This is a genomic window from Comamonas nitrativorans (assembly GCF_042654765.1).
Lineage (GTDB): Bacteria > Pseudomonadota > Gammaproteobacteria > Burkholderiales > Burkholderiaceae_C > Comamonas > Comamonas nitrativorans.
Genome location: NZ_JBHSEW010000011.1, coordinates 16114 through 33312 on the forward strand (window position 1 = coordinate 16114; position 17199 = coordinate 33312).

Consider the following 17199-nt stretch of genomic DNA (forward strand, 5'->3'; position numbering starts at 1 on the left):
TTTTTTCATGCGCTGGGCGTATCAATCGCGGTAGTAAGCCTGCACGCTGCCCTTGAGCTTGATCAGCAGAGGCCGGCCCTTGCGGTCCAGCGTCTTGCCTGCGGGTACCTTGACCCAGCCTTCGCTGATGCAGTATTCCTCCACATCCTGGCGCTCCTGGCCGTTGAAGCGGATTCCGACATCGTGGGCAAACACGGCGGCAACGAAATGCGGGCTGCGCGGATCGATCGAAAGATGGTCTGGCAGCTCTGGGCGCGAAGTGGGTTCAGTCATGGCAACGAGGGTTGAACAAAGATATGTAAAGGCCGTGATTCTAAGAAAATATACGGAAACCAATGAAACGCTTGAATTACAATTGCGGGCTTCCTGCTTTTGGCTGTATATGGTGCCTCGGCTCCCATGGTCAGCTCGGGAAGCTTGGCCTCTTTCCGGGTTGGTGCTTCTTTTTTCAGATGCCCAATCCAGTATATAATAGCGGTCTTGTCGGCGTGTAGCGCAGCCTGGTAGCGCACTTGCATGGGGTGCAAGGGGTCGCGAGTTCGAATCCCGCCACGCCGACCATTGATTCCTAAAAGGCCAACACTGATGTGTTGGCCTTTTGTTTTTCTTACCTGTATTTTTCTGCTCCGCCACGAAAGTTTTATTCCATGATTGAAGGCTTGATTACCGGACGCCTGACGACCGACCCCAGCGAACGCACCGACCGCTTCGGCAAAACCTTCATGGTTGCCCGGATGCGGGCCACCGTCGGCGACGGCAACCTGCGCCCCAATGCCGGCACCGAAACCCCCAGCAGCCTGTTTGTGAACGTGGTCGCCTTCGACCCCGTGCCCTGCAAGCAGTTGCTGGAGCTGCAAGAAGGCGACATCGTCTCCATCGTCGGCCCCCTCACGCCCAAGGTCTGGACGGACAAGCAAGGCGCCAGCTACCCCGCGCTGGATGTCGTGGCGTACCGGGTGCTGGCCTTGCCTGCCCAGGTACACGCCGCCGAATTTGCCTGAACCGCTCCGGCACCGGCAGACAATAAAAAAAGCCCTTGGATTGCAAAATCCAAGGGCTTTTGAATTGGTCGGCGTGGCGGGATTCGAACTCGCGACCCCTTGCACCCCATGCAAGTGCGCTACCAGGCTGCGCTACACGCCGAAGCTATCGATTATAAGCGGGAAAAACCCAGGTTTTTACCAACCGCCTCACTAATGGCGTATCCACGATCACCGCGCAGTGATCGCGGACAGGTTCTCAGGATGCAGCGTGCATCAGCTCCTTGCACTTGGCGCTGGCGTGGAAGGTGACCACGCGCCGGGCGGCAATGGGCACCAGCTCCCCGGTACGCGGATTGCGGCCAGGGCGCGGGGCTTTCTCGCGCACCTGGAAATTGCCCAGGCCGGAGAGTTTCACGTCCTCGCCGCGCACCAGGGTCTGGCAGATCAGGTCGAAAAAAGCATCGACCACCACTTTGGCCTCGCGCTTGTTCATGCCCATCTGCTCGAAAAGCAGATCGACCAGTTCGGCCTTGGTCAAGGCTCCGGCTTCAAGATTTTCTTCAGTCATGGCTTATCCCCGCAGCTTGGCGCCCAGTTTTTCGGTCAGGGCGGCAATCACCGCCTGCATGGCCGCTTCGATTTCGGCATCGCCCAAAGCCTCGGCATGGCGGCCCAAAGTCAGGCGCACGGCCAGGCTCTTCTCGTCCTGCGCCAAGGCGCCCGGGGCCGCAGTTTCGCCGTCCTTCAATTTTTTGGGTCGGAACACGTCGAACAGCACGGCAGAGCGCAAGGTGTCCGCCGCCACCGCCGCCTGCACCACGGCCATCACCTGGGCGTGGGTGACGCTTTCCTTGACCACCACGGCCACGTCGCGCTCCACCGCCTGGTGCTTGGGCACCGGGGCGAACTGCGGCACCGGGCGTTGCAGCACGGCATCCAGGGCCAGCTCGAACAGCACCGGCGTCAGGGGCAAATCCCACTGCTGGCGCCATTGGGGATGCAGTTCGCCGACATAGCCGACTTCCTGCCCGTCCACCCGCACGCGAGCGCAGCGCCCAGGGTGCATGGCCGGATGCTCGGCCGGCTCGAACTCCGGTTGCAGCGGCGCCAGCAACGCCTGCACGTCGCCCTTGACGTCGAAGAAATCGACCTTGGCCTCTGCCTGCCCCCACTGCAACGGCGCAGCGCTGCCGTAGGCCAGACCCGCCACGCGCATGGGCTGGTAAAAGCCTTTGACCGTGGTGTCCGATTCCTCGACCGAGGCATCCTTGAAGAACACCCGGCCTAGCTCGAACACGCGCACGCGCGGCGCTTTGCGATCCAAGTTGAATTTCAAAACTTGCAGCAAAGACCCGAGCAACGACGAGCGCATCACGCTCAACTGGCTGGCAATGGGGTTGAGCAAACGGATCGGGTCAGTGTTGCCCGCCAGCGTCTGCTCCCACTTTTCCTCGACAAAGCTGAAGTTGATGGTTTCCTGGTAGCCCAGGCCTGCCAGCAGACGGCGCACGGCAAAGGGGCTGCGGCGGTTTTCCGCCAGCAGCTTCGGGCTGATGGGGGCCAGCGGCTTGGTCGTGGGCAGTTGCTCGTAGCCGATCATCCGGGCCACTTCTTCGATCAAATCCTCTTCCAGATTGATGTCGAAGCGGAACGTCGGGGCCGTGACGGCAATCACGCCTTCACCCACCACGGTAGCGGGCAGGCCCAGGCCGTTCAGGGCGTCCAGGCATTGCTGCTGCGTCACCGGCATTCCGATCACCTTGGCGGCGCGGGCCACGCGCAGCTGCACCTGCCTGGGTGCAGGCACGTTGGGCCGCTGGTCGTCGATGGGGCCGACCTGCGTGGCCGGCGTGCCGCAGATTTCCAGCACCAGGGCGGTAATGCGCTCGATGTGTTCCACCGTGTGTTCGGGATCGACCCCGCGCTCGAAGCGGTGCCCCGCATCGGTCGAGAAGTTGAAGTGGCGCGAACGGCCTGCCACGGCCTTGGGCCACCAGAAAGCGGCCTCGATGTAGATGTTCTGCGTGCCGTCCGACACCGCCGTGGCGTCGCCGCCCATGATGCCGGCCAGCGATTCGATCTCGCGCTCGTCGGCGATCACGCCCACCTGCGGAAAATCGCCGATCTCGATGGTGCTGCCATTGAGCAGCTTGAGCGTTTCGCCCGGCTTGCCCCAGCGCACGGCCAGGCCGCCGTGAATCTTGTCCAGGTCGAAGATGTGGCTGGGCCGGCCCAGCTCGAACATCACGTAGTTGGAAATGTCCACCAGCGGTGAGACGCTGCGCTGGCCGCAGCGGGCCAGCCGATCGACCATCCACTGCGGCGTTTTCACCCGGGTATTCACACCGCGCACGATGCGGCCCGAAAAGCGGCCACACAAATCGGTGGCGGCAATCTGCACCGGCAACGTGTCCGGCAACGTCACCGCAGCGGCCGGGAAGGACAGGGGTTGCAGCGGTGCACCGGTCAGCGCCGACAGCTCGCGGGCCACGCCGTACACGCTCAGGCAGTGCGCCAGATTGGGCGTGAGCTTGAGGGTGAACAAGGTGTCGTCCAGGTTCAAATACTCGCGCACGTTCTGGCCCAGGGGCGCGTCCAGCGGCAGCTCCAGCAGGCCGCCGTGGTCGTCGGCAATGCCCAGCTCCTTGGCCGAACACAACATGCCGAAACTCTGCACGCCGCGCAGCTTGCCGATCTTGATCTTGAACGGCTGGCCATCCTCGCCCGGCGGCAGTTCGGCGCCCACCGTCGCACACGGCACGCGGATACCCACGCGGGCATTCGGTGCGCCGCAGACGATGTTCAGCAGCTCGGGGCCGCCCACGTCCACCTGGCACACGCGCAGGCGATCAGCGTCCGGGTGCTGCACGGCCTCCTTGATTTCACCGACGACGATGCCGGTAAACGGCGGGGCCACCGGCTCCAGCTCTTCCACTTCCAGACCGGCCATGGTCAAGGTTTCGGCCAGGGCCTGAGTGCTTAACGGGGGGTTGCAGTATTGGCGCAACCAGGATTCGGGAAACTGCATGTTTTTTCCATCTCATGCGGCAGGGACAAACCCAGCGCACAACTACCAAAAAAAGAGCTTTTTCCGCTTGATATACAAAGTTTTCAAACCAAAAACTATCTGAAATCGTTTGTATATCAGCGGTAACAGCTCACTTTTTATTTATTGAATTGGGACAGGAAGCGAATATCGCCATCGAAGAACAGGCGCAGATCGTTCACCCCGTAGCGCAGCATGGTCAAACGGTCCGGCCCCATGCCGAAGGCAAAGCCGATGAAGCGCTCGGGGTCCAGCCCCATGTTGCGCACCACGTTCGGATGTACCTGGCCGCTGCCCGCCACCTCCAGCCACTTGCCGGCCAGGGGGCCGCTCTGGAACTGGATGTCCACTTCCGCCGACGGCTCGGTGAACGGGAAAAAGCTCGGGCGAAAGCGCAGCACCAGGTCGTCGCTTTCAAAAAACGTCTTGCAAAAGTCGGTAAATACAACCTTCAAGTCTTTAAAACTCACGTTCTCGCCAATCCACAGGCCTTCGCACTGGTGGAACATGGGCGAGTGGGTGGCGTCCGAATCGACGCGGTAGGTGCGTCCGGGGGCAATCACGCGAATTTCCGGCATCCCCTGCCCGGCATCGAGCTGGCTGCGGTAACGCTTGACATGCTGCACCGCATGGCGCACCTGCATCGGGCTGGTGTGCGTGCGCAGCAGATTGGGCGCCTGGGGCGTACCACCCTCGACGTAAAACGTGTCGTGCATGGAACGCGCCGGGTGGTCTTCCGGGGTGTTCAGCGCGGTGAAGTTGAACCAGTCGGACTCGATCTCCGGGCCGTCGGCCACTTCAAAGCCCATCGAGGCAAAAATCCCCTCGATGCGCTCCAGCGTCAGCGACACCGGGTGCAAACCGCCCTGCCCGCGCTGGCGTCCCGGCAGGGTCACGTCCAGGCGCTCGGCCTGCAACTGCTGCTGCAACTGGGCATCCTGCAAGGCCTGACGGCGGTCGTTCAAGGCCGCCTCGATGGCCTGCTTGGCCACGTTGATGGCTGCGCCACGGGTTTTCTTTTCTTCTACCGTCAGCTGCGCCATGCCCTTCATCAGCGCGGTCATCTTGCCGGCCTTGCCCAGGAACTGGGCCTTGGCATTTTCCAGATCAACAGGGGTGGCAGCCTGCGCAAACAGCTCGCGGGCGCTGGCCACCAGGGAATCCAACTCGTTCATAGCGACTCTTATCGCGACTCTTATCGCATTTCAAATGACACAAGGGCTAGTGCCTTTTCAAGCTCTAGCCCTTGCTGATAGTGCGCCGGTAGCTATTGTTTTATAACTACCGATCGTGAACTCAAGCAGCCAGCTTGGCTTTCACTTGCTCCACGATGCTGCCAAAGGCAGCCTTGTCGTGCACGGCGATATCGGCCAGCATCTTGCGGTCGATGTCGATGGCAGCCTTCTTCAGGCCGTTGGTGAACTGGCTGTAGGTCAGGCCCAGTTCACGCGCAGCGGCGTTGATACGGGTGATCCACAGACGGCGGAACACGCGCTTCTTGTTGCGGCGGTCACGGTAAGCGTACTGACCGGCCTTCATCACCGCCTGTTTGGCGACGCGGAAGACATTACCGCGACGGCCGCGGAAACCTTTGGCTTGAGCCAGAACTTTTTTGTGACGGGCACGGGCCGTTACACCACGTTTGACGCGAGGCATATGTTTACTCCTTGTTCGTCAGAAAAATTACAGGCCAGCCATGGGCAGCATCTTGGCGATCGAGCCCAGATCGGACTCATGCACATTCACGATGCCGCGCAGGTTACGCTTGTTCTTGGTGGTCTTCTTGGTCAGGATGTGACGCTTGAAGGCTTGGCCGCGCTTGACGGTGCCACCGGGACGGACGCGAAAACGTTTCTTCGCGCTGCTCTTGGTTTTCATCTTGGGCATTGAAATGCTCCTGTTGGTTGTGCTCGCAAGGCGTTTGCCACCACAGCAAAACTTGTTGGCCCCGAGACACTTCTGGGTTTGCACTGCCTTTTAAAAGGCAGGCAATACAAAAACTTGCCTGAAAAATCCGGCAAGCCTCTATATAAAAACTACTTACGCTTTTTCGGCGTCGGCGGCCTCTGCCGACTTGGCAGTACCGGGCTTTTTCCGCGCCGGGGCGATCATCATCACCATCTGGCGGCCTTCCAGCTTGGGGAACTGTTCCACCTGGATGCTGTCGGCCAGATCGTCACGCAGACGGTTGAGCAAATCCAGGCCCAACTGCTGGTGCGTGATCTCGCGCCCGCGAAAGCGAAGCGTGATTTTACACTTATTGCCTTCTGCCAGAAAACGTCGGATATTGCGCAGCTTGATGTTGTAGTCGCCATCGTCGGTACCCGGACGGAATTTCACCTCCTTGATCTCGACCACGGCCTGCTTGGCTTTGGCTTCTGCGGCTTTTTTCTGTTCCTGGTATTTGAACTTGCCGTAATCCATCAGCCGGCACACCGGCGGGCTGGCAGTCGCCGCAATTTCCACCAGGTCCACATCCAGCTCACCAGCGGCACGCAAGGCCTCCTGCAAGGGCACGATGCCCAGAGCCTCGTTGTCCGGCCCCATCAGGCGGATTTCAGGCGCCGTGATTTCACGGTTCAAACGGTGCTTGCGCTCTTCACGCTGGCGACGATCACGAAATTCTGTAGCTATGGCTCTCACCCTAAAATCAAAACGCTACGAAAAGGGTAGCTTCCTACACGCAAAACACGCGGGACAGGCCCGCGTGGACTGAATCTCAAGCTTTGGCGGCAATCTCTTGGGAGAGTAGTTCAATGAACGCCTCAACGCTCATGACCCCAAGATCCTTGTTCCCTCGCGCCCGCACAGCGACGGTGCCAGCGGCTTTTTCCTTGTCCCCGGCAACGAGGATATAGGGCAGCTTTTGCAATGCATGTTCGCGTATTTTATACGTGATCTTTTCATTGCGAAGGTCAGAGGCGATCTTGAGTGCATGATCCGGCAGCGCTTTTTGCACTTTTGCCACAACTTCCTGCACGTAATCGGCCTGCGCATCGGTGATGTTGAGGACAGCCACCTGCTGTGGTGCCAGCCACACGGGCAAGGCGCCGGCGTACTGCTCGATCAGAATGCCGATGAAACGCTCCATGGAGCCGACAATCGCCCGGTGCAACATGACCGGACGGTGACGGTGGCCGTCCTCCCCGACATATTCCGCATCCAGGCGCTCCGGCATGGAAAAATCGACCTGAATCGTGCCGCACTGCCATTGACGGCCCAGGGCATCCTTCAAGGTATATTCAATTTTCGGCCCGTAAAAAGCGCCATCCCCGACCGCCACCTGGTACTCGCAGCCCGAGGCCTTCAAGCTCTCGAACAGCGCCGCTTCGGCCTTGTCCCAGCTTTCATCGGAGCCGATACGTGCTTCGGGACGGGTGGCCACCTTATAAATGATGTCGGTAAAACCAAAGTCCTGGTAGACCTGCTGCAACAGGCGCGTGAAGTTGAGAACTTCCTGCTGAATCTGGTCTTCGGTGCAGAAGATGTGGCCATCGTCCTGGGTAAACGCCCGCACGCGCATGATGCCGTGCAGGCCGCCCGTCGGCTCGTTGCGGTGGCACTGGCCAAATTCGCCCATGCGCAGGGGCAATTCGCGATAGCTTTTGATCCCCTGCTTGAAGATCAGGATGTGGCCCGGGCAGTTCATGGGTTTGAGCGCAAAGTCGTGCTTCTCGCTTTCGGTGGTGAACATGTTGTCGCGGTACTTGTCCCAGTGACCGGTTTTCTCCCACAGCGTGCGGTCCAGAATCTGCGGCCCCTTGACCTCCTGGTAGCCGTTGTCGCGGTACACGCGGCGCATGTACTGCTCCACATCCTGCCAGATGCGCCAGCCTTTGGGATGCCAGAACACCGTGCCGGGGGAATGCTCGTCGATATGGAACAAATCCAGCTCGCGCCCCAGTTTGCGGTGATCGCGCTTCTCCGCCTCCTCAATGCGCGTGATATAGGCTTGCAGGTCTTTCTTGTCGGCCCAGGCCGTTCCATAGACACGCTGCAACTGCTCATTGCGAGCATCGCCGCGCCAGTAAGCGCCTGCCAGCTTGGTGAGTTTGAAGACTTTCAGGAAACGGGTATTGGGCACGTGCGGGCCACGGCACATGTCCACGTACTCCTGGTGGTAGTACAGGCCCATTTGCGTTTCGTTGGGCATATCCTCCACCAAACGCAGCTTGTAGTCCTCGCCACGGTTCTTGAAAACCTCGATGACTTCGGCACGCGGGGTCATCTTCTTGATGACGTCGTAATCCTGCGCGATCAATTCTTTCATTCGCGCTTCGATGGCGGCCATGTCGTCGGGAGTGAAGGGACGCTCGTACGAGATGTCGTAATAAAAACCCTCCTCGATCACCGGCCCGATCACCATCCTGGCGGAGGGATACAACTGCTTGACGGCGTGACCGACCAGGTGCGCACAGGAGTGGCGAATGATGTCCACACCATCCTGGTCCTTGGGGGTGATGATTTGCAAGGTGGCATCTTGCGCAATCACATCGCAGGCATCGACCAGACGGCCATTGACACGACCGGCTACCGTGTTTTTGGCCAAACCGGCACCAATCGACTGGGCCACCTCCATGACCGTGACCGGACCATCAAACTCACGCGCAGAACCATCGGGAAGGGTAATTTTCAACATAGCTAAGTCTTGATTTCTAAAAATGGGGACCGCGCAGGCAATAAAAAAGCGCGGAACCAGTCCGCGCCTAAAAGAGAGAAGAGGAAAGCTTTCGGTACGCGCGAACTCTCTGGCCTTAGCGGCCAGCGGTGGTTTGTGTTGTAGTTCGCGGTGTCATAACCAAAGATGCCTTTCTCGCCCTTGTAAATTAGGAATGCCGTGATTTTAACGGCTTAAAGACAAACGGGCTTGCAAAGCAAGCCCGTTTGTCTTTCTCAGCGCCAAGTTTGTGACCTGGCTACCACAGTGCTTAGTGGAACTGCTCTTCTTCGGTCGAGCCGGTCAGGGCCTTCACGCTGGAGGAGCCGCCCTGGATCACGGTGGTCACGTCGTCAAAGTAGCCGGCACCGACTTCCTGCTGGTGCGACACGAAAGTGTAGCCTTGTTCGCGGGCTGCAAATTCGGGCTCCTGCACCATGTTCACGTAGTGCTTCATGCCTTCGCCGCCAGCGTAAGCGTGGGCGAATTGGAAAGTGTTGTACCAGTTGATATGGATACCGGCCAGCGTGATGAACTGGAACTTGTAGCCCAGAGCCGACAGCTCTTCCTGGAAGGAGGCGATCTGGCTGTCCGACAGGTTCTTGCGCCAGTTGAACGAAGGCGAGCAGTTGTACGACAGCAGCTTGCCGGGGCAGGCAGCGTGTACGGCCTGGGCAAATTCACGGGCAAAACCGATATCGGGCACGCCGGTTTCGCACCACACCAGATCGGCGTAGGGAGCGTAGGCCACGCCACGGCTGATGGCTTGCTCCAGACCGTTTTTCACACGGTAGAAACCTTCCTGGGTACGCTCGCCGGTGATGAAGGGGCGGTCATTGGCGTCGCAATCGCTGGTCAGCAGGTTGGCGGCTTCGGCATCGGTACGGGCCAGCACGATGGTCGGCACGCCCATGACGTCGGCAGCAAAGCGGGCAGCGGTCAGCTTTTCCACGGCTTCCTGGGTGGGCACCAGCACCTTGCCGCCCATGTGGCCGCACTTCTTCACAGCAGCCAGTTGGTCTTCGAAGTGCACGCCCGAAGCGCCTGCGGCAATCATGTTCTTCATCAGCTCGAAAGCGTTCAGAACACCGCCAAAGCCGGCTTCGGCATCGGCAACGATGGGCAGGAAGTAATCAACGAACTTCTCGTCGCCGGGATTGATGCCACGGCTCCATTGGATTTCATCCGCACGCTTGAAGGTGTTGTTGATGCGGCGCACCATGGTCGGCACCGAGTCGTAGGCGTACAGCGACTGGTCGGGGTACATGGTTTCGGAAGTGTTGCCGTCGGCAGCCACTTGCCAGCCCGACAGGTACACGGCTTCCAGGCCGGCCTTGGCCTGCTGCATGGCCTGGCCTGCGGTGATCGCGCCAAAGGCGTTCACATAGCCTTTTTTGGCACCGCCGTTGATCTTTTCCCACAGCTTTTCAGCACCGCGCTGCGCCAGGGTGTATTCCGGCTGCAGGCTGCCGCGCAGGCGCACCACATCGGCAGCGCTGTAGTTGCGCTTGACGCTCTTCCAGCGGGGGTTTTGGGCCCAGTCTTTTTCCAGGGCGGCAATTTGCTGTTCGCGGCTCAGTTGCTGATTCAGGGATTGAGGCATGTGCTGATCTCCAGTGACAAGTTAGTAAAACGGTGGCGCTCCTGCAAGCACCTTGGGGTCTAATGTAAGTCTTATAGAAGAGTAGAGCAAGCTCTTATGTCTTATATAAGACAATTTTTAAAAATATTTAAAAACAATAAGTTATATCTAAATCATATGAATTTTCAGAGCAATCCAACGGGATGAGCTGGTTTTTTGCTGCATAGCAACAACCTTTTATTTCACCCGCTGGACTACTATTTTCACAATACAAAATCAACCATGGATTGGTGCGGCACTGACGACCACGCCATCGGCATCGGCATACAGCCAGTCGCCCGGACGCACCCGGACACCGGCGATTTGCACGTCGATATCCGTCTGGCCCTGGTTGCGCTTTTCCGTAGGCATCGGGTTCAGCCCCAGGGCACGAATGCCGACCTGCTCGGCATTGAGTTCGGCAACATCACGCACACAGCCCCACACCACGATTCCAGCCCAGCCATTGCGGGCCGCCGCTGCCGCCAGGTTGCCGCCAACCAGGGCCTTGCGCAGCGAACCGCCGCCATCGACCACCAGAACCGCCCCGTTGCCCGGGCTGTCCACGGCCTGCTTGACCAGGGTGTTGTCCTCGAAGCACTGCACCGTGCGCACAGGGCCGGCAAACCGGGGCAGGCCACCGTAATGCTGAAACACTGGTGGCAACACCCGCAGGTGGTCGGATGTATCACTCTTATACATATCGCACAGGTCACAGGTCGCAAACACAATCGGCGTCGCTCTCATCGCTCAAGCTCCTTTATCGCTCTGACACACAGCGGCACCATCCATGTTGCAGTGCCGCAAACGGGCGCATTGGACACCGGAAAGCAAGTCGCTGCCAAGATTTCCCCTGACAGTGCAGACAACAACGCAACACTTGGAGAGAAAAAAGACATCTTCACGCTTGGAGGGGGGTTGTTTTCGCATTAGCATCTGCACCACTTTGGTCGGCACCTGGGCCAGCCAATGCAACAGAACCCATAAGGAACACACATGGCAACTGCAAAGAAGGCCAGCGACGCAGCCCCTGCTGCCGCCCCTGCAAAGAAACGCGCCCCCAACCCCGCCTTCATGAAACCCCTGACACCCGATGCCGCACTGGCCGCCGTAGTGGGCAAGGCGCCACTGCCGCGCACGGAAATCGTCAGCAAGCTGTGGGTCTACATCAAGGCAAACAACCTGCAAGACCCGGCGAACAAGCGCAACATCAACGCGGACGCCAAGCTGAAGGAAATTTTCGGCAAGCCCCAGGTCAGCATGTTCGAGCTGGCAGGCCTGATTGGCAAACACGTCAAGTAAGCGCCCGGTTCGCCCAAGCGACATCCAAGAAGCCGACATTTGTCGGCTTTTTTATACCTGCATTGTCTACGGTCATGCAAATGCGACAAATTAACATTTACAATCGCGGCGTTGTAAAAAAAGGATGTTGCCATGATTGTCTGCGTCTGCCATCGCGTTTCCGACCGGGAAATTGCCCGCCATGCCCATGCCGGCATGAGCTTTGACGATATCCAGTTCGAGCTGGGTGTCGCCACCCAATGCGGCTGCTGCGAAAGCGCAGCCCGCACGGTGGTCATGCAATGCAACGCCAATGCTCCCACGGCCGCCCTGCGCCAAGAAACTGCCGCCACGGCGCCTATGGTGTAATTACAGGCTTATTTTTCCAGCCCCCTGCTGGAAACCCTGATGACTATTCATGCATTCTTTTGAATCGATGGCCTCCCAAGGGGCAAAGCACAAAGCAGCGATCACCCTGGCCGTACTGGCGATCCACATCGCTGCCTTGTGGGGCTTGCAACGTCTTCCCAGCCCCAGCGTTCCTGCGCTGGTGATCCCTGCCGAAGTGATTGCCACGTTCATCACGCCCGAGCCGGAACCTGTGGTGATGCCCGAACCCCTGCCCCTGGCCCCGCCAGAGCCCGTGGTGCAGCCCAAGCCGACCCCCAAACCGCAGCCCAAGCCCCAGCCGAAACCCAAGCCCCAGCCGCTGCCCAAGGCGGTCTCCGCTCCCAACCCGGCGCCGGCCAATGCCCCTGCCGGCACGCTGGATCCAGAGCCTTCGGCCCCGGCTGAGCCAGCACCGGCACCAACGACGGCCAGCAACAGCAGCGCCGATGCCACGCCCACGGTGGTCATGCCGTCGAGCAGCGCCGCATACCTGAACAACCCGCGCCCGGCCTACCCTTCCATCAGCCGCCGCATGGGCGAGCAGGGCAAGGTCATGCTGCGTGTCTTTGTCAATGCCCAGGGACTGCCCGAGCGCATTGAAATCCAAAAATCCAGCGGCTTCGAGCGATTGGACAAGGCGGCCGTGGCGGCCGTACAGCGCTGGAAGTTCGCCCCCGGCACCCGCAATGGCGTCGCCGAAGCGATGTGGAACATCGTGCCCATCAATTTCGTACTCGAATAAAGCAACTTGGAGTTTTCATGGAATCGCAATTTGGTATTGCCCACGTTTGGGCGCAGGGCGACTTTGTTTCCCGCAGCGTGGCAGTCTTGCTGCTGTTGATGTCGGTCGCCTCCTGGGCCGTCATCATCATCAAGGCCCTGGCACTGGTGAAGATGAAGAAGTACGCCAGCAAGGCCCAGGACTTCTGGCACAGCGAAGATTTCGGCATTGCCCTGAACAAGTTGGGGACGGATATCGACAACCCCTTCCGCACCATGGCGCTGGAAGGGCGTGAAGCCGTCGCCCACCACCGCAAGACCTGCGACCACCTGCACGATACGCTGGACATCAGCGACTGGATCACCCGCTCGCTGCGCTACTGCGTGGATGCCTGCACGCAGCGGCTGCAATCGGGATTGTCGATTCTGGCTTCGGTCGGCTCGACAGCACCTTTCGTCGGTCTGTTCGGTACCGTGTGGGGGATTTACCATGCACTGGTGGCCATCGGCATGTCGGGGCAATCGTCGATCGACAAAGTCGCCGGCCCGGTGGGGGAGGCCCTCATCATGACCGCCTTCGGTCTGGCCGTGGCCATTCCTGCCGTGCTGGGCTACAACGCCCTGGTACGCGGCAACAAGAAGATCATCAATGCCCTGAACAGCTTCGCGCACGACCTGCACGCCTACTTCGTCACCGGGGCACGCATCAGCTCCGAAAAGCACGGCAGTGAGGGCAACAAGGTACTGCCGCTGAAAAAGGGGGCCTAAACCATGTCCTTTGGCACCCAGGAAGACAGCGACGAGGTGATGAACGAAATCAACATGACGCCCCTGGTGGACGTGATGCTGGTGCTGCTCATCATCTTCATCATTACCGTGCCGGTGATGAAGGACTCGGTGAATATCGACCTGCCCCGCGCCAGCAATGAGCCGGAATTGATCAAGCCCGAAACCATCAATCTCAGCATTACCGCCGATGGCCAGTACCACTGGAACAAGGATGCGATCTCGGACGAGGAACTGACCCAGCGCCTGCAACTGGAAGGGCGCAAGGAAAACCAGGCCGACCTGCACATCCGTGGCGACAAGGACGTGCGCTACGAGCGCGTGGCCCAGGCCATGGCGGCAGCGCAAACCGCCGGGGTACGCAAGATCGGTTTTGTGACCGACCCCGTACAGCCTTAACCCTTTTCCTTTCCAGGCACTAAAAAACCCGCTGCATTGCTATGCAGCGGGTTTTTTCGTTTCCCTATCCGGCAGCTACCGCCTTGCGACGGCAGCTGTTCGACCGCTTAACCTTCGCGGCTGGCGCGTTTGCGCTCGTGTTCCTTCAGGTGGCGCTTGCGCACGCGCAGGCTGGTGGGGGTGATTTCCAGCAGCTCGTCATCGTCGATGAACTCCACGCCGTACTCCAGGCTCAGGTCGATGGGCGGGGTGATCTTGATGGCGTCTTCCTTGCCGCTCACGCGGAAGTTGGTCAGCTGCTTGGTGCGGGTGGCGTTCACCACCAGGTCGTTGTCGCGGCTGTGGATGCCGATGACCATGCCTTCGTACACCGCATCGCCCGCCTTGACGAACATGCGGCCACGGTCGTCCAGCTTGCCCAGGGCGTAGGTGAAGATTTCACCGTCGTCCATCGAGATCAGCACGCCGTTCTTGCGGCCACCGATTTCGCCCTTGTAGGGTTCGTAGCTGTCGAAGATGTTGGAGATCAGGCCCGAGCCGCGCGTCAGGTTCAGGAACTCGTTGGTGAAGCCGATCAGGCCCCGCGCCGGGATGCGGTATTCCAGGCGCACGCGGCCACGGCCATCGGGTTCCATGTTGACCAGCTCGCCCTTGCGCTCGCCCAGCGCCTGCATCACGCCGCCCTGGTGGCCTTCCTCGATGTCGGCAGTCACCATTTCGATGGGCTCGCAGCGCTCGCCGTCGATCTCGCGGAACACCACGCGCGGCTTGGAGACGGCCAGCTCGTAGCCTTCGCGGCGCATTTCTTCCAGCAGGATGGTCAGGTGCAGTTCGCCCCGGCCCGAGACTTCAAAAATGCCGTCCTCGTCGGTTTCCTTGACGCGCAGGGCCACGTTGGAGCGCAGTTCCTTTTGCAGACGGTCCCAGATCTGGCGGCTGGTGACGAACTTGCCTTCGCGCCCGGCCAGGGGCGAGGTGTTCACGCAGAAGTTCATGGTCAGCGTGGGTTCGTCGATCTTCAGCATCGGCAGCGGCTGGGGATTGGCCGGGTCGGTGATGGTTTCACCGATGCCGACGTTCTCGATGCCGTTGATCAGCACGATTTCCGACGGGCCGGCGCTTTCCACCTGCACGCGGTCCAGACCCTGGAACTGGTGAATCTGGTTGATGCGGCCCTTGTAGCTCTTGCCATCGGGGCCGGCCATGACCAGCACGTCCTGGCCGGCCTTGAGCGTGCCCTGGTTGATGCGGCCCACGCCGATACGGCCCACGAAGGTGGAGTAGTCCAGCGCGGAAATCTGCATCTGCACCGGGGCGTCCGGATCGCCCTTGACGGCAGGCACGTGCTCCAGAACGGTGTCGAACAGGGCCGACATGTCCGGGCCCCACTGTTCGCCGGGCACGCCCTCTTCCCTGGACGACCAGCCGTTGATGCCCGAGGCGTAGACCACGGGGAAGTCCAACTGCTCGTCGGTCGCGCCCAGCTTGTCGAACAGGTCGAAAGCGGCGTTGATGACCTTGTCCGGGTTGGCGCCAGGTTTATCGACCTTGTTCACCACCACGATGGGCTTCAGGCCCAGGGCCAGCGCCTTCTTGGTGACGAAGCGCGTCTGGGGCATGGGGCCTTCCTGCGAGTCGATCAGCAGCACCACGCCATCGACCATCGACAGGGCACGCTCCACCTCGCCGCCGAAGTCCGCGTGGCCGGGGGTGTCGAGGATGTTGATGTGGGTGTCTTTCCAGCGCACGGCGCAGTTCTTGGCCAGGATGGTGATGCCGCGTTCCCGTTCGATGGCGTGGTTGTCCATGACGGTATCCACGACTTTTTCGTGGGCGGCGAAGGTGCCCGACTGGCGCAGCAGCTGGTCGACCATGGTGGTCTTGCCGTGGTCCACGTGGGCAATGATGGCGATATTGCGAATTTGCATGCTCATAGTGTTTTCCAAAAGCCGCGTTTATGAGGGGCGCGACATCCCTTCCAGAATTTGTTGAATTTCCAGGGGGCTGAGCAACCTGTCCGGTATCAGCTCCCCGGCACGAATGTGGCCGACGCCCAGCAATGCCCGGGGCGTCTGGCCGTAGACGGCCACCGCCGCCGTATCCGGCCAATCGCCCCGGCGGCGCAGGCCGGTGAGGAAACGGGCCGCATCTTCCGGCCCCAGGGTGATGGGGGTATGGCCTTGCAGCAGGTGGTCGGCCTGCAGCACATGGGCCAGCCGGGCGTCGCCTTCCAGCGCCTCCAGCTGGGCCAGCGTCACGCAGCGTTCCAGCCCGATGCCGCCGGTTTCCGTGCGGCGCAGGCTGCGCAGGTGGGCACCGCAACCCAGGGCATGGCCAATGTCTTCGGCCAGGGTGCGGATGTAGGTGCCCTTGCTGCACGTTACTTCTATTTCAATAGCTGATTGTGCAGATTCATCGCGGGTTTCAACTATCTTCAGCTTGTAGATGACGATACTGCGTGCGGAACGCGCTACGGTTTCTCCAGCGCGGGCGTATTCGTAAAGCGCCTTGCCGTCCTTTTTCAAGGCGCTGTACATCGGCGGCACCTGCTCGATCGCCCCGGTGAACTGCGCGGCCACGGCAGCCAGGTTGTCGGGGGCGAGCCGGGCGGCGTCCACCGGGCGCTCTTGCAGCACATCCCCTTCGGCATCCGCCGTGGTGGTGGTCTGGCCCAGGCGGGCGATGGCGACGTAGGTCTTGGGCGCTTCCAGTTGCAGAGCGCTGAACTTGGTGGCCGCGCCAAAGCACAGCGGCAGCACGCCGGTGGCCAGCGGGTCGAGCGTGCCGGTGTGTCCGGCCTTTTCGGCCCGCAACAGCCATTTGACCTTTTGCAAGGCATCGTTGCTGGAAAGGCCCAGGGGTTTGTCCAGCAGCAACACCCCATGCACAGGGCGCCGCTGCACCCGGGTGCGAGGGGCGTTCATGGTGTCAGTCCTGTTCGGGGCCACGCGAGGCGACGGCCTTGGCGATCAAGGCGTTCATGTCGGCAGCGCGTTCCTGGGTGCGGTCGTAGATGAAGTGCAGCGTCGGCACGGTGTGGATGTGCAGACGCTTGAACAGGGCGTTGCGCAGAAAGCCTGCGCCCTGGTTGAGGGCTTCCTGGGTGGCATCGGGATCGCCCACCAGCAGGCTGAAATACACCTTGGCGTGGGCGTAGTCGGGCGTGACTTCGACCGATTGCAGCGTCACCATGCCCACGCGCGGGTCTTTCAACTCGCGGGCGATCAGCTCGGCCAGATCGCGCTGGATCTGGTCGGCGACTTTGAAGCTGCGCTGCGGGGCAGCGGGTTTGGGTTTCTTTGCCATTAAAAATGAG

The 17199-nt window shown here is 60.4% G+C and carries 19 protein-coding genes and 2 tRNA genes; 7 read left to right on the forward strand and 14 right to left on the reverse strand.

The genetic code is table 11. From position 1 onward, the window contains the following. Positions 1-21: 21 nt before the first annotated feature. Positions 22-273, reverse strand: coding sequence for a DUF3297 family protein (locus tag ACFO3A_RS12430; protein ID WP_377726808.1), 252 nt, complete (start codon positions 271-273; stop codon positions 22-24). A gap of 211 nt (positions 274-484) precedes the next feature. Here ACFO3A_RS12430 and ACFO3A_RS12435 point away from each other — a divergent pair. Together ACFO3A_RS12435 and ACFO3A_RS12440 are read left to right on the forward strand one after the other, a co-directional pair. Further along, positions 485-561, forward strand: a tRNA-Pro gene (locus tag ACFO3A_RS12435). A gap of 86 nt (positions 562-647) precedes the next feature. Then, on the forward strand, positions 648-1001 hold the full coding sequence (locus ACFO3A_RS12440; protein WP_377726810.1) for a single-stranded DNA-binding protein: 354 nt from the start codon (positions 648-650) through the stop codon (positions 999-1001). A gap of 65 nt (positions 1002-1066) precedes the next feature. Here the strand turns inward: ACFO3A_RS12440 and ACFO3A_RS12445 are convergent. From ACFO3A_RS12445 to rraA, 10 genes are all read right to left on the reverse strand, one after another. Further along, positions 1067-1143 (reverse strand) — tRNA-Pro (locus ACFO3A_RS12445). 96 nt (positions 1144-1239) lie between these two features. Then, positions 1240-1551 carry an integration host factor subunit alpha gene (locus ACFO3A_RS12450; protein ID WP_377726814.1) on the reverse strand — a complete coding sequence of 104 codons (312 nt, stop codon included), beginning with the start codon at positions 1549-1551 and terminating at the stop codon, positions 1240-1242. A 3-nt stretch (positions 1552-1554) separates the two neighbouring features. Continuing rightward, complete coding sequence (gene pheT / locus ACFO3A_RS12455) at positions 1555-4011, reverse strand: phenylalanine--tRNA ligase subunit beta (RefSeq protein ID WP_377726817.1); 2457 nt, start codon at positions 4009-4011, stop codon at positions 1555-1557. A 137-nt stretch (positions 4012-4148) separates the two neighbouring features. Further along, positions 4149-5204 (reverse strand): phenylalanine--tRNA ligase subunit alpha, encoded by a 1056-nt coding sequence (gene pheS, locus ACFO3A_RS12460; RefSeq protein ID WP_377726820.1) that lies wholly within the window; start codon positions 5202-5204, stop codon positions 4149-4151. 121 nt (positions 5205-5325) lie between these two features. Further along, positions 5326-5685 carry a 50S ribosomal protein L20 gene (gene rplT, locus ACFO3A_RS12465; protein WP_207574163.1) on the reverse strand — a complete coding sequence of 120 codons (360 nt, stop codon included), beginning with the start codon at positions 5683-5685 and terminating at the stop codon, positions 5326-5328. Between the two features lie 27 nt (positions 5686-5712). After that, positions 5713-5916 (reverse strand): 50S ribosomal protein L35, encoded by a 204-nt coding sequence (gene rpmI / locus ACFO3A_RS12470; protein ID WP_377726822.1) that lies wholly within the window; start codon positions 5914-5916, stop codon positions 5713-5715. A gap of 153 nt (positions 5917-6069) precedes the next feature. Next, positions 6070-6672 carry a translation initiation factor IF-3 gene (gene infC / locus ACFO3A_RS12475; protein WP_377726825.1) on the reverse strand — a complete coding sequence of 201 codons (603 nt, stop codon included), beginning with the start codon at positions 6670-6672 and terminating at the stop codon, positions 6070-6072. Between the two features lie 76 nt (positions 6673-6748). Beyond that, positions 6749-8668, reverse strand: coding sequence for a threonine--tRNA ligase (gene thrS, locus ACFO3A_RS12480; RefSeq protein WP_377726828.1), 1920 nt, complete (start codon positions 8666-8668; stop codon positions 6749-6751). A gap of 289 nt (positions 8669-8957) precedes the next feature. Next, positions 8958-10289, reverse strand: coding sequence for an isocitrate lyase (gene aceA, locus ACFO3A_RS12485; RefSeq protein ID WP_377726830.1), 1332 nt, complete (start codon positions 10287-10289; stop codon positions 8958-8960). Positions 10290-10544: 255 nt separating this feature from the next. Continuing rightward, on the reverse strand, positions 10545-11054 hold the full coding sequence (gene rraA / locus ACFO3A_RS12490; protein WP_377726833.1) for a ribonuclease E activity regulator RraA: 510 nt from the start codon (positions 11052-11054) through the stop codon (positions 10545-10547). A gap of 249 nt (positions 11055-11303) precedes the next feature. Here rraA and ACFO3A_RS12495 point away from each other — a divergent pair, with 249 nt between their 5' ends. The 5 genes from ACFO3A_RS12495 (at position 11304) to ACFO3A_RS12515 (ending at position 13883) form a co-directional block, all read left to right on the forward strand. Continuing rightward, positions 11304-11609, forward strand: coding sequence for an SWIB/MDM2 domain-containing protein (locus ACFO3A_RS12495; RefSeq protein WP_377726836.1), 306 nt, complete (start codon positions 11304-11306; stop codon positions 11607-11609). Between the two features lie 132 nt (positions 11610-11741). Continuing rightward, positions 11742-11957 (forward strand): (2Fe-2S)-binding protein, encoded by a 216-nt coding sequence (locus ACFO3A_RS12500; RefSeq protein ID WP_377726838.1) that lies wholly within the window; start codon positions 11742-11744, stop codon positions 11955-11957. Positions 11958-12006: 49 nt separating this feature from the next. Continuing rightward, positions 12007-12720: an energy transducer TonB gene (locus tag ACFO3A_RS12505; protein WP_377726841.1), complete on the forward strand. Its 714-nt coding sequence runs from the start codon at positions 12007-12009 to the stop codon at positions 12718-12720. A 17-nt stretch (positions 12721-12737) separates the two neighbouring features. Then, positions 12738-13466 (forward strand): MotA/TolQ/ExbB proton channel family protein, encoded by a 729-nt coding sequence (locus ACFO3A_RS12510; protein WP_377726844.1) that lies wholly within the window; start codon positions 12738-12740, stop codon positions 13464-13466. Between the two features lie 3 nt (positions 13467-13469). Further along, positions 13470-13883, forward strand: coding sequence for an ExbD/TolR family protein (locus ACFO3A_RS12515; protein ID WP_377726847.1), 414 nt, complete (start codon positions 13470-13472; stop codon positions 13881-13883). 107 nt (positions 13884-13990) lie between these two features. Here the strand turns inward: ACFO3A_RS12515 and typA are convergent, their stop codons facing one another. Genes typA through rbfA form a run of 3 tightly spaced genes read right to left on the reverse strand, consistent with a single transcriptional unit; the run spans position 13991 to position 17189 of the window. Then, entirely contained in the window at positions 13991-15817 is a 1827-nt protein-coding gene (gene typA, locus ACFO3A_RS12520; protein WP_377726849.1) for a translational GTPase TypA, read from the reverse strand. A gap of 21 nt (positions 15818-15838) precedes the next feature. After that, positions 15839-16807, reverse strand: coding sequence for a tRNA pseudouridine(55) synthase TruB (gene truB / locus ACFO3A_RS12525; RefSeq protein ID WP_377726852.1), 969 nt, complete (start codon positions 16805-16807; stop codon positions 15839-15841). A 4-nt stretch (positions 16808-16811) separates the two neighbouring features. Then, positions 16812-17189, reverse strand: a complete 378-nt coding sequence (gene rbfA / locus ACFO3A_RS12530; RefSeq protein WP_377726855.1) for a 30S ribosome-binding factor RbfA — start codon at positions 17187-17189, stop codon at positions 16812-16814. Positions 17190-17199 lie beyond the last annotated feature (10 nt).